The organism is Mesobacillus harenae, from assembly GCF_013343715.1.
GTDB lineage: Bacteria > Bacillota > Bacilli > Bacillales > Cytobacillaceae > Mesobacillus_A > Mesobacillus_A harenae.
Window position 1 is genome coordinate 19,535 of record NZ_JABUNR010000027.1, and the last position, 15,757, is coordinate 35,291.

Annotated in this window: 15 protein-coding genes, 2 tRNA genes and 2 rRNA genes; 4 read left to right on the forward strand and 15 right to left on the reverse strand. The window is 40.5% G+C overall.

All coding sequences use genetic code 11. The features are described 5' to 3' along the window. Positions 1–421 precede the first annotated feature (421 nt). A complete protein-coding gene (locus HRJ06_RS22220; protein WP_174735128.1) occupies positions 422–637 on the forward strand; it encodes a hypothetical protein in 216 nt (71 codons plus the stop codon). Positions 638–1,130: 493 nt separating this feature from the next. Here HRJ06_RS22220 and betA read toward each other — a convergent pair whose 3' ends face one another. From betA to groES, 3 genes are all read right to left on the reverse strand, one after another. Then, positions 1,131–2,816 carry a choline dehydrogenase gene (betA, locus tag HRJ06_RS22225; RefSeq protein WP_174735129.1) on the reverse strand — a complete coding sequence of 562 codons (1,686 nt, stop codon included), beginning with the start codon at positions 2,814–2,816 and terminating at the stop codon, positions 1,131–1,133. Positions 2,817–3,576: 760 nt separating this feature from the next. Further along, on the reverse strand, positions 3,577–5,208 hold the full coding sequence (groL, locus tag HRJ06_RS22230) for a chaperonin GroEL (protein ID WP_174735130.1): 1,632 nt from the start codon (positions 5,206–5,208) through the stop codon (positions 3,577–3,579). Between the two features lie 53 nt (positions 5,209–5,261). Then, on the reverse strand, positions 5,262–5,549 hold the full coding sequence (groES, locus tag HRJ06_RS22235) for a co-chaperone GroES (protein WP_174735131.1): 288 nt from the start codon (positions 5,547–5,549) through the stop codon (positions 5,262–5,264). Positions 5,550–5,878: 329 nt separating this feature from the next. Here groES and HRJ06_RS22240 point away from each other — a divergent pair, with 329 nt between their 5' ends. Together HRJ06_RS22240 and HRJ06_RS22245 are read left to right on the forward strand one after the other, a co-directional pair. Continuing rightward, entirely contained in the window at positions 5,879–6,613 is a 735-nt protein-coding gene (locus HRJ06_RS22240) for a CPBP family intramembrane glutamic endopeptidase (RefSeq protein WP_174735132.1), read from the forward strand. Then, on the forward strand, positions 6,613–6,813 hold the full coding sequence (locus HRJ06_RS22245; RefSeq protein WP_174735133.1) for a YdiK family protein: 201 nt from the start codon (positions 6,613–6,615) through the stop codon (positions 6,811–6,813). Before HRJ06_RS22240 ends, HRJ06_RS22245 begins: the two co-directional genes overlap by 1 nt. Positions 6,814–7,602: 789 nt before the next feature. Here HRJ06_RS22245 and tatC read toward each other — a convergent pair. From tatC to moaC, 4 genes are read right to left on the reverse strand one after another with little or no spacing between them, the layout of a single operon-like run. Then, the gene (tatC, locus tag HRJ06_RS22250) at positions 7,603–8,352 is read right to left on the reverse strand and encodes a twin-arginine translocase subunit TatC (protein ID WP_174735134.1); all 750 of its coding nucleotides are present in this window, start codon (positions 8,350–8,352) and stop codon (positions 7,603–7,605) included. A gap of 18 nt (positions 8,353–8,370) precedes the next feature. Beyond that, positions 8,371–8,547 carry a twin-arginine translocase TatA/TatE family subunit gene (locus HRJ06_RS22255; RefSeq protein WP_174735135.1) on the reverse strand — a complete coding sequence of 59 codons (177 nt, stop codon included), beginning with the start codon at positions 8,545–8,547 and terminating at the stop codon, positions 8,371–8,373. 49 nt (positions 8,548–8,596) lie between these two features. Continuing rightward, positions 8,597–9,256 (reverse strand): redox-sensing transcriptional repressor Rex, encoded by a 660-nt coding sequence (locus HRJ06_RS22260; protein WP_174735136.1) that lies wholly within the window; start codon positions 9,254–9,256, stop codon positions 8,597–8,599. A gap of 31 nt (positions 9,257–9,287) precedes the next feature. Next, complete coding sequence (gene moaC / locus HRJ06_RS22265; protein WP_174735137.1) at positions 9,288–9,779, reverse strand: cyclic pyranopterin monophosphate synthase MoaC; 492 nt, start codon at positions 9,777–9,779, stop codon at positions 9,288–9,290. Between the two features lie 149 nt (positions 9,780–9,928). On the opposite strand from moaC, the gene HRJ06_RS22270 reads away from it, so the two are divergent. Further along, positions 9,929–11,851 (forward strand): ABC-F family ATP-binding cassette domain-containing protein, encoded by a 1,923-nt coding sequence (locus tag HRJ06_RS22270; RefSeq protein ID WP_174735138.1) that lies wholly within the window; start codon positions 9,929–9,931, stop codon positions 11,849–11,851. 356 nt (positions 11,852–12,207) lie between these two features. Here HRJ06_RS22270 and tsaD read toward each other — a convergent pair whose 3' ends face one another. The 8 genes from tsaD to HRJ06_RS22310 form a co-directional block, all read right to left on the reverse strand. Continuing rightward, on the reverse strand, positions 12,208–13,230 hold the full coding sequence (gene tsaD, locus HRJ06_RS22275; RefSeq protein ID WP_174735139.1) for a tRNA (adenosine(37)-N6)-threonylcarbamoyltransferase complex transferase subunit TsaD: 1,023 nt from the start codon (positions 13,228–13,230) through the stop codon (positions 12,208–12,210). After that, on the reverse strand, positions 13,227–13,679 hold the full coding sequence (gene rimI / locus HRJ06_RS22280) for a ribosomal protein S18-alanine N-acetyltransferase (RefSeq protein WP_174735140.1): 453 nt from the start codon (positions 13,677–13,679) through the stop codon (positions 13,227–13,229). Before rimI ends, tsaD begins: the two co-directional genes overlap by 4 nt. Positions 13,680–13,707: 28 nt before the next feature. Further along, positions 13,708–14,403 (reverse strand): tRNA (adenosine(37)-N6)-threonylcarbamoyltransferase complex dimerization subunit type 1 TsaB, encoded by a 696-nt coding sequence (tsaB, locus tag HRJ06_RS22285; RefSeq protein ID WP_174735141.1) that lies wholly within the window; start codon positions 14,401–14,403, stop codon positions 13,708–13,710. Continuing rightward, positions 14,400–14,855 (reverse strand): tRNA (adenosine(37)-N6)-threonylcarbamoyltransferase complex ATPase subunit type 1 TsaE, encoded by a 456-nt coding sequence (tsaE, locus tag HRJ06_RS22290; protein ID WP_174735142.1) that lies wholly within the window; start codon positions 14,853–14,855, stop codon positions 14,400–14,402. The genes tsaB and tsaE overlap by 4 nt, the downstream gene beginning before the upstream one ends. A 311-nt stretch (positions 14,856–15,166) precedes the next feature. After that, positions 15,167–15,242: transfer RNA gene (locus HRJ06_RS22295), tRNA-Asp, on the reverse strand. A 14-nt stretch (positions 15,243–15,256) separates the two neighbouring features. Beyond that, positions 15,257–15,330, reverse strand: a tRNA-Met gene (locus tag HRJ06_RS22300). A gap of 63 nt (positions 15,331–15,393) precedes the next feature. Then, positions 15,394–15,509 (reverse strand): 5S ribosomal RNA (gene rrf, locus HRJ06_RS22305). A 78-nt stretch (positions 15,510–15,587) separates the two neighbouring features. Beyond that, positions 15,588–15,757: ribosomal RNA gene (locus HRJ06_RS22310) — 23S ribosomal RNA — on the reverse strand; the annotation flags it as partial.

The following is a 15,757-nucleotide window of genomic DNA, read 5'->3' on the forward strand; positions in this document are numbered from 1 at the left end:
TTCATTAATTACTTTCTTTATTGTTGAAGTTATTAGGCTAACGGGTGCAAATAGTTGAAAATCCAAGGTAAGCCAGTTGGTTTTTCCTTTGTTGAACTAACGATGCAAATAGTTTAACAGTGGGAGGTTTATTATGTTCGTGGTTAATATGCTATTGGCAATAACGGGAATGGCAATTTTGATTTTTATTCTGATTTTCTTTATATACAAAATATTACGAAGTAAAAAGAACTTTTACTCTTGGTTTACCTTGACAATAATCGTATTCTTTTTAGGAGTTGCCCTTTGGCAAAGTTTAAGTCGTTTTAAATAAGACTTTAATTTTTATTCAATTAACGGTCAAGATTGCTCAATAAGAAGTACAGTAGAAATATTAAATTACTATTAAAGATTATTTATAATTTGAAAGAGGTATTTAAAATTGAAAGAATTTATTGGAACATTTTTAGCTTGTATAGTTATATGTTGGATTTTTGCATTTTTCTTCCTCGGTCTTATTGTAGAAAATATTTGGGCTTTAATTATTCTTATTTCATTCGTATCAGCAGTGTTTATTACAGTATTTATAAAGCAAGAATCCAGAATTGAAGAATTAGAAAAGAAGATGGAAGAGTTATTAAATAAAAAAGAAGATTAAGGTAGGGCTGATATATTGTGAACCATTGTACTTAAATTAACGGGTGCTATAGTTTAACCAGAACCTCTAATTTATAACAAAGAAAACTCGCCATTTTAGTGGCGAGTTTTTCTTTGTTTATATGCCATTTTGGATGTCAAAAGGACTGTCATTTCTGTGCTCTATTTAGAAAAGCACCTCAAAACGGAACCCTTTAGTCTAATCGTACCGCTTCTTTTGGTTGTATGTATTCGAAAACCAAACCCTTTAGTATCATACTGCGAAGCTTTTTTTGGTCGACCCCTCTGAAATTCCTTTCCAATTAGGAGTAAAAAGGCTTATAACCGTATCAACTAACGAGTTTGTAGAAGGTAGCCGGATAATTTTATGTAAGTTATAAAAGGATAACCGGACTATTTTCTAGCAAAAAAAAGAGAAGGCACTCTGTAAAACGTTTGCTTTGGCGGGCAAATACGTTTTGAAGGAGTCCTTCCCTTGGAATTCAATCTTTAGATTAAGCTTTTATTGTACCTGCGTCGGCTGGATGTACTCCATGACGGTAGAAGTCAGCCTTTATAGGTTCCAGCGGTTTACGGCCAATGATTAGATCCGCTGCCTTTTCCGCCAACATCAACACCGGTGCATGGATATTGCCGTTGGTGACATAAGGCATGGCAGACGCATCGACCACTCGTACATTTTCGAGCCCATGAACCTTCATAGTAAGTGGATCTACAACAGCCATTGGATCTGAAGCAGGCCCCATTTTTGCCGTGCAACTAGGATGAAGTGCAGTCTCAGCATCTTCCTTCACCCATTCCAAAATCTCCTCATCCGTACGAACAGAAGGACCTGGTGAGATTTCTCCTGAATTGTAAGGTGCCATAGCTGGCTGAGACATGATTTCTCGTGAGACTTTTATCGCTTCAACCCACTCCCGGCGGTCCTGTTCCGTAGAAAGGTAGTTGAAGACCATGCTTGGGTGCTCTTTAGGATCTTTCGACCGAATCTTTAATGACCCACGAGCATCAGAGTACATAGGCCCGACGTGTACTTGGAATCCGTGAGCAGTGTCCGCTTTCTGTCCGTCGTACCTAACCGCTACCGGAAGGAAATGGAACATTAGATTAGGATAAGCAACGTCCTCATTCGAACGAACAAAACCTCCACCTTCGAAATGGTTGGTTGCTGCAGGACCTTTGCGTCCTAACAACCACTGTAAACCTATCCAAGGCATCTTCACTTTATTTAAGTTAGGCTGCTCAGAAACCGGTAGTGGACAAGAGTATTGGATGTAGGTTTCGAGATGATCCTGAAGGTTTTCACCTACACCTGGAAGATCTACTACTGGTTCGATACCCAGTGATCGCAAATGCTCTGCATTACCCACACCTGACAGTTGAAGCAGCTGCGGAGTATTGATTGCACCGCCTGATAGTATAACTTCACCTGCAGTTACCTGATGAGTCTTACCGTTTCGTTCATATGTCAATCCCTTCGCTCGGGTTCCGTCGAAATCGATACTTTTAACAAAAGCACGTGTTACCACAGTGAGGTTCTCACGCTCCATAGCTGGATGCAGATATGCACGTGATGGTCCAAACCTTTGTCCTTTGTAAACATGCTTATCAAACGGACCGAACCCCTCTTGGCGAAAACCGTTTACATCAGGTGTTCGTGAGTAACCAGCCTCTACACCTGCATTAAAGAAGGCTTGGAATAAAGGATTCTTTGCTGGCCCGCGTTCCAATTTGAGAGGACCATCGTGGCCGCGTAATTCATCTTCTGGGTCCGCAGCTAAAGCATTTTCCATGCGTTTGAAATACGGGAGACAGTGCGAAAAATCCCACGTTTCCATTCCTGGATCTGCTCCCCAACGTTCATAGTCCATTGGGTTACCTCGTTGAAAGATCATACCGTTGATTGAACCGGATCCTCCGAGCACCTTTCCCCGGGCATGCTTGATACGACGTCCATTCATATGAGGTTCGGGATCAGATTCGTATCTCCAATCATATAACGCTTTACCTGCTGGGAACGGCAAAGCTGCTGGCATTTGGATCAATAAGTCCCACGAAAAGTCTTTGCGTCCAGCTTCTAAGACAAGAACACTGCGTGTCCCATCCGCACTTAGACGATCGCCAAGCACAGAACCTGCACTACCGCCACCTACAATTACAATATCATATGTTTCATTCATTTTGCGTACCTCCTTGGATGATAAAAAAGTTAATAGTTTGCTAGTTTTTTTATATAAAATTCACTTAAACAAATTCATAGCTCAGGCTAAGATTCCGATAATTATGTACTACTTATGCAATCCAGGTTTGCTTAACTGCTATCAATTATAGAAATGGTTATGCCACCCCGTAAGCTGGATTAAAGTATGGGTGATCCCCAGAACTTTCCCAGATAAGCCTGATTTCTATTCCTCGTTAGATCATTTCACTCATATTATTAATAACGTTAAATTTTTATTTAATATATTTAACACTTTTAATATACCACAGGGGATTTTTTTTGTAAACCTGGTTTATATCCTTTATGAATTTTTCCTCAAGGTACGTCTTTAGTAATGAATAAACTAGTTAAATCTATATTTAATCAAAAGTTAGTTAACACCTTCAACTCCAGCCCTAGATATTTTAAGTTAAGCTTGGTAAACTTCTAGTGCGAACTTCCGCCTGTAACAATGATAGGGTTCTTTTAGTCATATGCTTTTTCCGGAGCTATTGTCCATAGAAGCACTTGAACCTCCACTACACCCAGTCATCTAGCCCGTGTTTAGAATTTAGCGGATTATGGAAGTATATGAGTTTTTAGTTGTCTATAAAATGAAAAAAGAGGCTTCTCAGTAGTTTGGACAACTAATGAAAAACCTCTTTTTATAACTCATTATGTTAGCATATTGTTAGCAATATTCATAAAAACCCTTATCTATCAAGGGGTGAAGCGGCTTATTACATCATGCCGCCCATTCCGCCCATTCCGCTCATGTCAGGCATTCCGCCACCAGCGTTTTCTTCTGGCTTATCAGCCACAACTGCTTCAGTTGTTAAGAACATAGCTGCTACAGAACCAGCATTTTGAAGAGCTGAACGAGTTACTTTTGTAGGGTCAACGATTCCAGCAGAAATCATGTTTACCCATTCTCCAGTTGCAGCATTGAAGCCAGTACCGACTTCTTCACGCTTCAAGCGCTCAACAATAACAGATCCTTCAAGACCAGCATTGTGTGCAATCTGGCGAACTGGCTCTTCCATTGCACGAAGAACGATGTTTACACCAGTAGCTTCATCGCCCTCTGCGACAATCTCAGAAACCTTCGTGTATACATTTAGAAGGGCAACTCCGCCACCGGAGACAATTCCTTCTTCAACTGCTGCACGAGTAGAGTTTAAAGCATCTTCGATACGAAGCTTGCGCTCTTTTAATTCAGTTTCAGTAGCTGCACCAACTTTGATTACAGCAACTCCGCCAGCTAATTTAGCAAGGCGCTCTTGTAATTTTTCACGGTCAAATTCAGAAGTAGTTTCTTCCATTTGAACACGGATTTGACTTACACGTGAAGAAATCTGTGCTGGTTCTCCTGCACCTTCAACGATTGTTGTGTTTTCTTTGGTAACTACTACTTTAGAAGCGCGTCCTAAAGATTCGATCGTAGCTGACTTAAGGTCACGTCCAAGCTCTTCAGTAATCACTTCTCCGCCAGTTAAGATAGCAATATCTTCTAGCATAGCTTTACGGCGGTCACCGAAGCCAGGAGCTTTTACAGCAACAGCATTGAAAGTACCGCGAAGCTTATTAACTACCAATGTAGCCAGTGCTTCACCTTCAACATCTTCTGCGACAAGAAGCAATGGTTTGCCTTGTTGAACAACTTGCTCAAGTACAGGAAGAATTTCTTGGATGTTGCCAATTTTCTTGTCTGTAATTAGGATATATGGGTTCTCAAGAACAGCTTCCATTTTATCGGAGTCTGTTACCATGTAAGGAGAAGCGTATCCGCGGTCAAACTGCATTCCCTCAACTACGTCAAGTTCAGTAGTGAAACCTTTGGATTCCTCAATAGTGATAACACCGTCATTACCAACGCGCTCCATAGCTTCTGCAATCAATTGGCCAACTTCAGTGTCTCCAGAAGAAATCGCAGCTACTTGAGCAATTGACTCTCTTCCTTCGATAGGCTTTGCAATTGCTTTTAATTCTTCAAGAGCTGTCTTAACAGCTTTCTCGATACCTTTGCGGATCCCCATTGGGTTTGCGCCAGCTGTTACGTTCTTAAGGCCTTCACGAATCATCGCTTGAGCTAAAACTGTAGCTGTTGTAGTACCGTCACCGGCAACATCATTTGTCTTGCTTGCTACTTCAGCAACTAGCTTTGCACCCATATTTTCAAATGCATCTTCTAGTTCAATTTCCTTTGCGATCGTTACACCATCGTTAGTAATAAGTGGAGAACCGAACTTTTTCTCAAGTACCACGTTTCGTCCTTTTGGTCCAAGAGTTACTTTTACAGCATTTGCAAGAGCGTCAACACCGCGTAGCATTGCACGGCGAGCGTCTTCACTGAATTTAATATCTTTTGCCATATTCAATAGCCTCCTCTAATTTTTAAAATATTGTTTTGAAAAACTGTTTTAGCTTACTGTCCGACTACAGCAAGGATATCGCTTTCACGAACAATTAGATATTCTGTACCATCATACTTTACTTCTGTACCTGCGTATTTTGAGAAGATAATAACGTCGCCTTCGGATACTTCAAGAGCAACTCGCTCTCCGCTTTCTAAAACACGTCCTGATCCGACAGCAACAACTTTGCCTTCTTGAGGTTTTTCTTTAGCAGAGTCTGGTAAAACGATACCGCTTGCAGTTTTTTCCTCACCCTCTACAAGCTCAATAACAATACGATCACCTAGTGGCTTTAACAAGTGAAACAACCTCCTCAAATTGTATGTAGTTTATTTGATTATTAGCACTCTCTCTTGCAGAGTGCTAACACAATTAATATCATAATGAATCTTACTGTAATTTGCAAGTAACAAGCATATTTTTTTTCCATTTTTATTACCATTTAAAGTATGGGACTAGATGATATTTTTAAACATTATTTCTGAATTATTTCTGACAGCGTCCCTTATATTTGAACTATCAGCCCTTTTATTTGTAGAATGGTTAAAGTGAAAAGAATAACAAAAGCTAACGAAAGGCACAGTGAAAGCAAGTGCTGTTCCGAAACTTTTTAAAGGAGAATATAAATTTGAAGAAGGAATATTGGTATATATTAATTGCCTATATTGTCATGCAGGTTTCAAGCCTTGTTGGCATTCCGCTTGTTATGTACATAGGGACTATTTTTGGAAACACTGCTGAGGAAATGCAGGCTTTGGCTATTCCCATTTGGCTTGTAAGCAGCTTCACCATCACGTTACTCGTTGTGCTATTCTTCCTTAGAGGAGATATGAAGGCGGACTTAGCCCCACGGGACACTGCTTCCGTCAGTAAGTCAATTGTTTGGGCGGTCGCGGGAATATTCTTGGCACTTATGGCACAGTCAATTGCTGCTAATATAGAAGCCTCACTTGGAATCGAAATGGGATCAGAAAATACTCAGGAGATCATCCGGATTATCGATACTTTTCCAATTGTTATTCTAGTCAGTTCAATCATTGGGCCAATCCTAGAGGAAATAGTTTTCAGAAAAATAATTTTCGGCAGCCTATATAAGCGGTTTAACTTTTTTCTTGCAGCACTGTTTAGCTCCATCATATTTGCGATTGCCCACTTTGAACCTGAACACATTCTCTTATATTCAGCCATGGGCTTTACCTTCGCCTTTCTATATGTAAAAACCAAAAGAATCATTGTTCCTATTTTTGCTCATGTCGCAATGAATACGTTGGTCGTTCTTGTCCAGTCAGTGTTCAGGGAAGACCTGGAACGCTTGATTGAAGAAGCAGAAAGAATTCAAGGATTTATTGGAGGATTTTTATAATGATGCAATCACCATTACGATCAGGCATAGTTTATATAGTGCTTGGCCTGTTATTCACCTTCTTTGCCATATCTAACGTGAATGAAAGCGGCTGGGGATTCTTCACCTACCTGCTGGTCATGCTGGCCACCTTTGATTTAGGTTCAGGAATTCGAAGAGTTCTCTTGCACTTTAAGCTAAAACAAACGAACAGCAAATAAGTAAATAAGAGCCTCTTCCGTTGATGGAAGAGGCTCAGACTGTAGACACACTCGAAGTATTTGAGTTTGCCTACAGTCTTTTTTATTTTAAAATTGAGCTAGATAACCAGTGTGGTTAGATTTCCACTCCGGGTGGACGTTTTCCGCGGGCGGGGCCGAGCCGCTTCCCTCGCTACGCTTAGTCCAGGGTCTCGACTTTCCCGCTTTTCCCGCTGGAGTCGCCCCCCTCCGCTCCAAGCCACCTTATTACATTTAATCAATAATAATTTCCTAGAAATGACCAAAAATCAGTTTAACGAACGTGAACAATTAGAAATGCTCGCTATTAATCAATACTTCCAAACGAGCACTTAGTTTGTATGTTTAAGCTATCATGAGTCCAGTGTGTTCTAAGACATCTTCTACCATATATTGAAGGAGTTATGGATAAGAGTTTTTTGGCTGCTGACCCATGTAAATGGAAGTGACAATATCCCTAATATGAAAAGAAAATTGATGGTATGGGATGGACTTGAAAAATTTGTCCATGCAGACGATGCTTACTTTTTGCTGCAATGAATTTCAAGAAACTAGCAACTTGTACATGGCAAGGTGCTTGACTCCTTGGGGCTCACCGCCCGCCCCCCGGAAAGCAAGCGCCCAGAGGGAAAGCGGTCTTTATTCCACCATTCCAACAAAAAAATGACAATAGGCAGCGAGAAAAAGCTTCTCGCTGCCTTTGTCGAAAATCTTAGCCTCTTTCGTCGATGGAAGAGGCTCTTATTATGGAACTCATCACATATTTACTGTTTATTCCTCCATGCTCTTTTCCTCTTCTTCTGCACGCAAAACCTTTTTATATGAAAAGCGAGAGATGAAGATGCTAACCTCATATAAAGCTAGCAATGGAACGGTCACCATCAGATGGGACAGAAGCTCTGGCGGTGTTATGAAGGCAGCAATCACTAGAAGAACAAAATAGGCATACTTACGAACCTGAACTAAAAACATTGGTGTAACAATGCCAAGCCTGGTTAGAAACATAATGATTACTGGCAGCTGAAACAAAAACCCAAAGGGTACTGTTAACTGAAATAAAAATTGGAAATATTCATTAATTCCAATTACTTGATTAATATCCAGTCTAGCCGCAATTCGATTCATAAAATCCACTACAAACGGGAAAAGAATAAAATAGGCAAAGCTAATTCCAGTAATAAAAAGTCCAACAGACATCGGTATGTAGCTTAAGGTCACTTTCCGTTCCCGCTCTAACAAACCCGGACTTATAAAGGACCAAAGCTCATATAAGATGACTGGTGAGGTAATTAAGAAAGCAATTAAAAAAGCGACCTGCATATAAATTTTGATCGGATCTGTCAGGCGGAAAGCATTCATTGTCAATTCCTTTGCCTCATCCGCTCTTTGCAGGTAAACAATTAGTGGTTCAGCAAAAAGAAAACTGACGATCACGGCTAAGAAGAAAAAAACGACTATTTTTACCAGCCGTTTTCTTAATTCACCTATATGCTCATATATTGTCATATCTTTATGACTCATAAATTTTCATTCCCAACATTACTGACTATCTTTTCTGCGGTTATCATCGTCGTCATCAGCCAAACCTTTTGTTGCATTCTTAAATTCACGGAGTGTATTGCCGGCTGCCTTGCCTAATTCAGGCAGCTTTTTCGGACCAAAAATTAATAAAGCAACAAAGACAATTAATAAGAGGCTTCCCATTCCTAGGTTCATTTGCCTCACCTCCCATTCCTATCATACCCGAATCATGAGGAGATTCAACTTATTCGCTTTCATTCTCCTGGTTCATCGGATAATGTTTGAGAAAATAAACCAGCGATTGCAGTTCAACTGCAAGGTCAATATGATGCACCCGGATGGAAGCTGGAATATTGAGCCGTGCCGGAGTAAAATTTAAAATAGCCTTAATATTTGATGCAACCAGACGATCTGTAATAGTTTGAGCATGTACGGAAGGCACAGTTAAAATAGCCACCTGGATATTCTCTGCAACAACCTTTTCTTCAAGATCATCAAGATGGAAAATGGGAACATCGCCTATCTTTGTATCCACTTTATCAGAATCCACATCAAAAGCAAGTTCGATTCTCGTATTATTGTTCTTATAGAAATTATAATTTAAAAAGGCAGTTCCCAGATTTCCAACACCAATTAAAGCTACTTTAGTCAGCTCGTCCTGATCAAGTGTTTTTCTGAAAAAAGTCAGAAGATAATTAACATTATATCCATAACCTTTTTTCCCTAATGCGCCAAAATAAGAAAAGTCTCTTCTAATCGTCGCGGAATCCACCTTAACTGCTTCACTTAATTCCGCAGAAGACACCCTTTGCTTTCCTGAAGAATGCAGGTTCTTCAAAAACCTGTAATACAAAGGAAGCCTTTTGGCTGTAGCCTGTGGGATTTTCATTGTCTCGTTTGCCATTTCCATCCCCCCTGAGAATCAAACCTGTCTATTATAGTTTTTCTTCTCTTTTAAAGTCTCCGTTTTTCCCGCCTGTCTTTTCAGCTAAATATGTTTGGCCAATTACCATTCCTTTATCCACTGCTTTACACATATCATAAACAGTTAACGCACAAACTGAGGCTGCTGTTAACGCTTCCATTTCAACACCCGTGTTTCCCTTTGTTTTAACAGAGGCAATAATGTCTAAGGTGTAATCATTATTTTCTGTGTCCCAGGAGAATGTAATATCAACACCTGTCAAAGGTATCGGATGACACATTGGGATTATTTCCCAAGTCTTTTTGGCAGCCATCACACCTGCAACTTGTGCTACTGAGAGGACATCCCCTTTTTTCATCCTGTTTTCAGTAATTTTCTCATATATTTCTTGATTAACAGTAATACTTGATCGGGCAATGGCCGTACGCACGGTTTCTGGTTTGTCACTAACATCGACCATTTTTGCCCTTCCTTCGCTATTAAAATGAGTAAAGTTTGCCATGATCCTCAATCTCCTCTCAACAAAATCATACACTATTTAGCCAAATCTGTGTAACTTTGTTTCATCTTTCACATATCAACAGTTTTCTACATTTATTGCCGAGCGTATTTGAATGAGTTACACTTAATTTAAGGCATGAGGTGAATAAAATGATACTTTTACAGGTCAATCAATTAACGAAACATTTTGGCGCTGACCTAATCTTATCGAATATTAAATTCGAAATACAATCGAATGACAGAATCGCCCTTGTTGGCCGAAATGGAGCGGGTAAATCAACCTTACTAAAAATGCTGGCTGGACAAACCTCAATCGATTCAGGGGATGTAAATAAGCCCAAGGATGTTTCAATTGGCTACCTTGAACAGCATACCGGGCTGGAATCTACCCTGTCAATCTGGGAAGAGATGCTTTCGGTATTTGATCATCTGCGGCAAATGGAAAAACAGCTGCGGCAGCTAGAGGAAGATATGTCAGACTCCGATATTCTGTCAAATAACGCTCAATATGAAAGAATACTAAAGGAATATGATTTTCTTCAAGTTCAATTTAAAGAACAAGGCGGCTATCAGTATGAAGCAGATATACGTTCTGTTCTCCATGGGTTAAACTTTCAATCATTTCATTATTCCACAAAAATCACAACATTAAGCGGGGGACAAAAAACTCGGCTTGCTCTTGGTAAGCTATTGCTTAGCCAACCAGATATTCTGATATTGGACGAGCCGACAAACCACCTTGATATTGAAACTTTATCCTGGCTTGAACAATATTTGCAAGGGTATAACGGCGCAATTCTAATCGTCTCCCATGACCGCTATTTTTTAGATAAAGTTGTTAACAAGGTGTATGAGCTCTCCAGAAATCAGCTCAATAAGTTTCCAGGAAATTATAGCTCTTATTTGGATCAAAAAGCGGCGAATTACGAACGGGAATTGAAACAGTTTGAGAAGCAGCAAGAGGAGATAGCAAAACTTGAGGATTTTATACAGCGGAACCTTGCCCGGGCGTCAACAACAAAACAGGCGCAAAGCAGGAGGAAGAAGCTTGAGAAACTGGATCGGATGGGACGTCCTCTTGGTGATGAGAAGTCAGCTAGTTTTAGCTTTGAAATTGACCGGCAAAGTGGAAATGATGTCATAAAAGCTAATGCTTTATCCGTTGGCTACAATGGGGAGAAAATATCCCAGGATATTAACCTTCGATTAACGAGAGGCGATAGCATTGCTCTTGTCGGCCCGAATGGAATTGGCAAGTCTACTCTTCTTAAAACGATTATTAAGAGGATTCCTGCTCTGGCTGGTGATATACATTATGGAGCGAACGTAAGCATTGGATACTACGATCAAGAACAAGCCGATATTCAATCAAATAAAAAAGTACTGAACGAAATTTGGGACGAATATCCTTTAAAAACAGAAAAGGAAATCAGAACAGTTCTGGGAAACTTCCTATTCTCCGGTGATGATGTTTTAAAACCGGTCGCATCCTTAAGCGGCGGGGAAAAAGCCCGGGTAGCACTGGCAAAACTAATGCTTGAAAAAGCGAATCTCCTTATCCTTGATGAGCCAACCAACCACTTGGATCTTGACAGTAAAGAGGTTTTAGAGAATGCTTTAATCGACTATCCAGGTACAATCTTATTTGTTTCGCATGATCGATATTTTATCAACCGAATTGCGACGAAAGTCATTGAGCTCCAACAAAATGGGTCAACCGAATATTTGGGCGACTATGATTATTACGTTGAGAAAAAGCTCGAACAGCAAGAATTGAAAGAACTTGAAAATCAGGCTCAGCCTTCTCGTGAAATCTTCGGCAGTGAAAAAAATTCGTTTCAGCTTGATAAAGAAGCTAAGAAGCTGGAACGTCAGCGGAAAAGGCGAATCGAAGAAATAGAAAAACTAATTGAAGCACATGAAGGCACTGTAGCCCATTATGAAGAGCAACTGTGCGATCCAGAAATATTTCATAATCATGAAAAGGCCGCTGAGCTAAACACTAAAATAACAGAAACCCAAGCTGAACTTGAAACACTGATGGATGAGTGGGCTGAGCTGGCTGAAGAGTAAGAGAAACGAAGCTGACAGTTAAAAAACAATGAAAATTAAAAGGTTCGTTAAGAAGCGCAAATTTGCTCTGCCATAGGAGTTGAAATTTGCCGGTAGTTTATGAAGTGAACTGGATAGTCACAGTAAATTGACTGAGAATAGTAAGATATCAACCATATATAGATCTTTAATAGAAAAAATCCCGGGCATAGAGCCCGGGATTTTTTTCGCTACTTGTCCACAATTTGATATTAATGCTGTTTATATTGCCGTTCTATTCTTATACTTTTCCACACTATCCACATTAAAGAGGTTGTTTATCCACATAATTAACATTAATTTGTTCATTTATCGACATGTCTCCTTTAAAGAAATAACTAATTGTGGATAGAAAGCTCTAATCCTGGGTTTCCATTCAATGCAAGATTGGACCTTTGTCCCTTTTCAAATAAAATACTTCCGGCCGCTGCAATCATAGCAGCATTATCCGTACAGAGAGACAACGGTGGGATAACTAGGTCTACCCCTTGTAACTCTTTAAAAGCTTCGCTAAGGGCAGCTCGGAGCCCTTTATTAGCGGCAACTCCACCCGCAAGCAATACTTGCTCAACCTTAAACTCCTTTACTGCTTTAAGAGTTTTGGTAACAAGTACATCAATAACACTCGCCTGAAAGCTGGCAGCTAAGTCTTCTGGCTTTATTGTTTCTCCACGCTGCTCGGCGTTATGAACCGTGTTGATAACTGCAGATTTTAAACCACTAAAGCTAAAGTCATAAGACCCTTCTTCAAGCCATGCCCTTGGCAGATTAATGCTCGGAACTCCTTCATGAGCTAAACGGTCAATATGGGGACCCCCAGGATAAGGAAGGTTTAGAGTTCTGGCGACTTTATCGTAAGCCTCCCCAGCAGCATCATCTCTTGTTTCTCCGATCACTTCGAAATGCCCATGTTCCTTCATCAACACGAGTTCAGTGTGACCTCCGGAAACAACTAGAGACAGAAGAGGGAATTTCATTTCAGTTACAAGACGGTTTGCATAAATATGACCCGCAATATGATGGACTCCAAGCAGGGGAATGGCATGTGCAAAGCTTATCGCTTTTGCAGCATTTACACCAACCAGCAAAGCTCCAACAAGACCTGGGCCTGATGTTACAGCAATAGCATCCAAATCGCCAAGAGTAATCCCTGCCTGGTTAACAGCTTCTTCTAGTACAATTGTCATTTGCTCAACATGATGTCGTGATGCAATCTCTGGTACCACTCCGCCAAATCTTTTATGGCTTTCAATTTGCGATGCTACTACATTAGACGCAATTTCACGGCCGTTTTTTATAATAGCTACAGCTGTTTCATCGCAACTAGTTTCAATTCCCATAATCCACTGGTCTTTTTTCATGACAAATTCACCCACATAACTAATGCATCCTCCTGATTATCAGCATAGTAGCCTTTTCGTACCGCTCCATCCTGAAAGCCAAGCTTCCTATAAAGCGATTGAGCTACCTTATTGCCAGTTCTCACTTCAAGAGTCATTGTTTCAGCCCCCATTTCCTTTGCCATATCGATCAGCTTACGCAAAAGGGCCTCTCCCAATTTCTGGCCTCTGTATTCTGGCCGGAGCGCAATGTTTGTAATATGTGCTTCATCCACAATAACCCACGTACCACAATAACCAATAATCTTACCATCACACTCAGCAACAATATAAAAAGCAAACTGGTTTTTATTCAGCTCATTATAAAAAGCGTCCCGGCTCCATGGAGTCGCAAATGACTGGCTTTCCACTTCAAGAACCTGGTCAATATCTTCCTCTTTCATAAAACGAAAAGCAATCGTATGGTTCATTATAATTCTTCCTTTATTGATGCTCATATTAGGATTGGTTTAATTCTTTCCATTTGGCCTCTGCCTCGGCTAAGCGAATATAATTAGGTACAAATGAATGAAGCTCTTCAGCTGGTTTATCTTTACCCAAAAATGCCAGTTCGGCAGGGCGCGGATTATATTCGGTTGGGGATGCAAACACAGCCTTATCTTGTAATTCTTTTTTTATAACATCCTGATGTAAATGCAAATCTACTCCTGTAAACAAAATTGAATCATCCTGGCTTTCAAGCTGTTTTGCCCAATCCTTTGATAGAATTAGCTGATCCTTTATTACAGTGTGAAGGCTTCCTTCTTTGTACTCATATAACCCAGTATAGATTTGTCCTCTTCTCGCATCAAACAATGGAGATACTTTGCCTTCAAAATGACGGCCTGATGATGCAGCTACTACCTCAAGACTTGAAACTCCTGTTATTGGAATACCCAGAGACCAGGCTAGTGTCTTTGCAATAGTGACACCAATCCGAACTCCAGTATAAGAGCCAGGACCTTTTGCAACAACGATTTTTGTTAATTCCGAAGGCTTAATTTCACATTCATGCATCAGAGCCTCTATTGCCGGCATCACCCGGACAGAATGGTTCTTTTTCAGATTTGTAATATACTCCCCTGCTACCTGGTCTCCAATTAATATCCCAATGCCCATCGTGTAGTTCGAAGTATCAATCGCTAAAATTTTCATAAGAATAGCTCCTTGCATAATTCTTCATAACGCTTGCCTTTCGGCTCCATTACAATTTTTCGGGCAGTATCGTTCTCATGGTACAGATACACTGTTAAAATTTCGAGAGGCAGCTGCGATTCAATAAGATGGGCCCACTCCACAACTGTTACACCCTCACCTGTAAAGTACTCATCAAACCCTAAGTCCTCGAAAGCGTCCTCTACTCGATAAACATCCATATGATAAAGCGGAAGCCGCCCTTGATATTCTTTGATAATCGTAAAAGTGGGACTGTTCACTATTCTCTTTATTTCAAGTCCTTGTGCCAAGCCCTTGGTAAAGGTTGTTTTTCCTGCGCCTAAATCTCCTTCAAGAGCTAGAACATCACCAGCTTTGAGAGCTTTTCCAAGGCGCTTAGCCAATTCTAAAGTTTGTTCCGGCTGTTCTGACACAAATTGAAAAGGTTGCATACAATTCACCTAAATTCCTTTTTTCCTAGCTTCTTCCTTTTATAATAACATTATCATCGGAAAGACAAAAAACCCTTAGGATCCCTCCTAAGGAAACAATTCTATATGTAGTTTACACGATTTTCACATTTCGGGCAAAAATTCCTTTAAAGCTATGCTTGCTATTTTTTAAAAGAAAGGTCAAAGTTACTCGCTTTGCTAAGCAAAACCCTAAGCTTATTCAGCTGCAAGAGCAGGCTAAAAAACATTTTTAGGCATTAAAAAAAAACGAACCAATGACTCGTTTAGTTAATCTACTATAATATCAAAAATGGCGGTCCCGACGGGAATCGAACCCGCGATCTCCTGCGTGACAGGCAGGCATGTTAACCGCTACACCACGGGACCTGGAAAATGAATTATTGCGGGGGCAGGATTTGAACCTGCGACCTTCGGGTTATGAGCCCGACGAGCTACCGGACTGCTCCACCCCGCGCCGATAAAAGAAAAAATATTGTTTTGTTATTTCCTAAGTCAGCATATGCTGAGAAAATAAACTGCCTGGCAGCGTCCTACTCTCACAGGGGTAAAACCCCAACTACCATCGGCGCTGAGAAGCTTAACTTCCGTGTTCGGTATGGGAACGGGTGTGACCTTCTCGCTATCGCCACCAGACTATTTTGAGGTTTGTTCCCTCAAAACTAGATAATGTAATAAAGAAGAAGAAAAGAAAGTTGAGTATCGCCTTATATTTTGGTTAAGTCCTCGATCGATTAGTATCTGTCAGCTCCACGTGTCACCACGCTTCCACCTCAGACCTATCTACCTGATCATCTTTCAGGGATCTTACTAGCTTGCGCTATGGGAAATCTCATCTCGAGGGGGGCTTCATGCTTAGATGCTTTCAGCACTTATCCCGTCCG

Coding starts and splice junctions, on each gene's coding strand:
- HRJ06_RS22270 (WP_174735138.1), top strand. CDS start 9,929: ATGATACTTTTACAGGTCAATCAATTAACGAAACATTTTGGCGCTGAC.
- tsaD (WP_174735139.1), bottom strand. CDS start 13,230: ATGAAAAAAGACCAGTGGATTATGGGAATTGAAACTAGTTGCGATGAA.
- HRJ06_RS22260 (WP_174735136.1), bottom strand. CDS start 9,256: ATGGCAAACGAGACAATGAAAATCCCACAGGCTACAGCCAAAAGGCTT.
- HRJ06_RS22245 (WP_174735133.1), top strand. CDS start 6,613: ATGATGCAATCACCATTACGATCAGGCATAGTTTATATAGTGCTTGGC.
- rimI (WP_174735140.1), bottom strand. CDS start 13,679: ATGAACCATACGATTGCTTTTCGTTTTATGAAAGAGGAAGATATTGAC.
- betA (WP_174735129.1), bottom strand. CDS start 2,816: ATGAATGAAACATATGATATTGTAATTGTAGGTGGCGGTAGTGCAGGT.
- groL (WP_174735130.1), bottom strand. CDS start 5,208: ATGGCAAAAGATATTAAATTCAGTGAAGACGCTCGCCGTGCAATGCTA.
- tatC (WP_174735134.1), bottom strand. CDS start 8,352: ATGAGTCATAAAGATATGACAATATATGAGCATATAGGTGAATTAAGA.
- tsaB (WP_174735141.1), bottom strand. CDS start 14,403: ATGAAAATTTTAGCGATTGATACTTCGAACTACACGATGGGCATTGGG.
- tsaE (WP_174735142.1), bottom strand. CDS start 14,855: ATGCAACCTTTTCAATTTGTGTCAGAACAGCCGGAACAAACTTTAGAA.
- moaC (WP_174735137.1), bottom strand. CDS start 9,779: ATGGCAAACTTTACTCATTTTAATAGCGAAGGAAGGGCAAAAATGGTC.
- HRJ06_RS22255 (WP_174735135.1), bottom strand. CDS start 8,547: ATGAACCTAGGAATGGGAAGCCTCTTATTAATTGTCTTTGTTGCTTTA.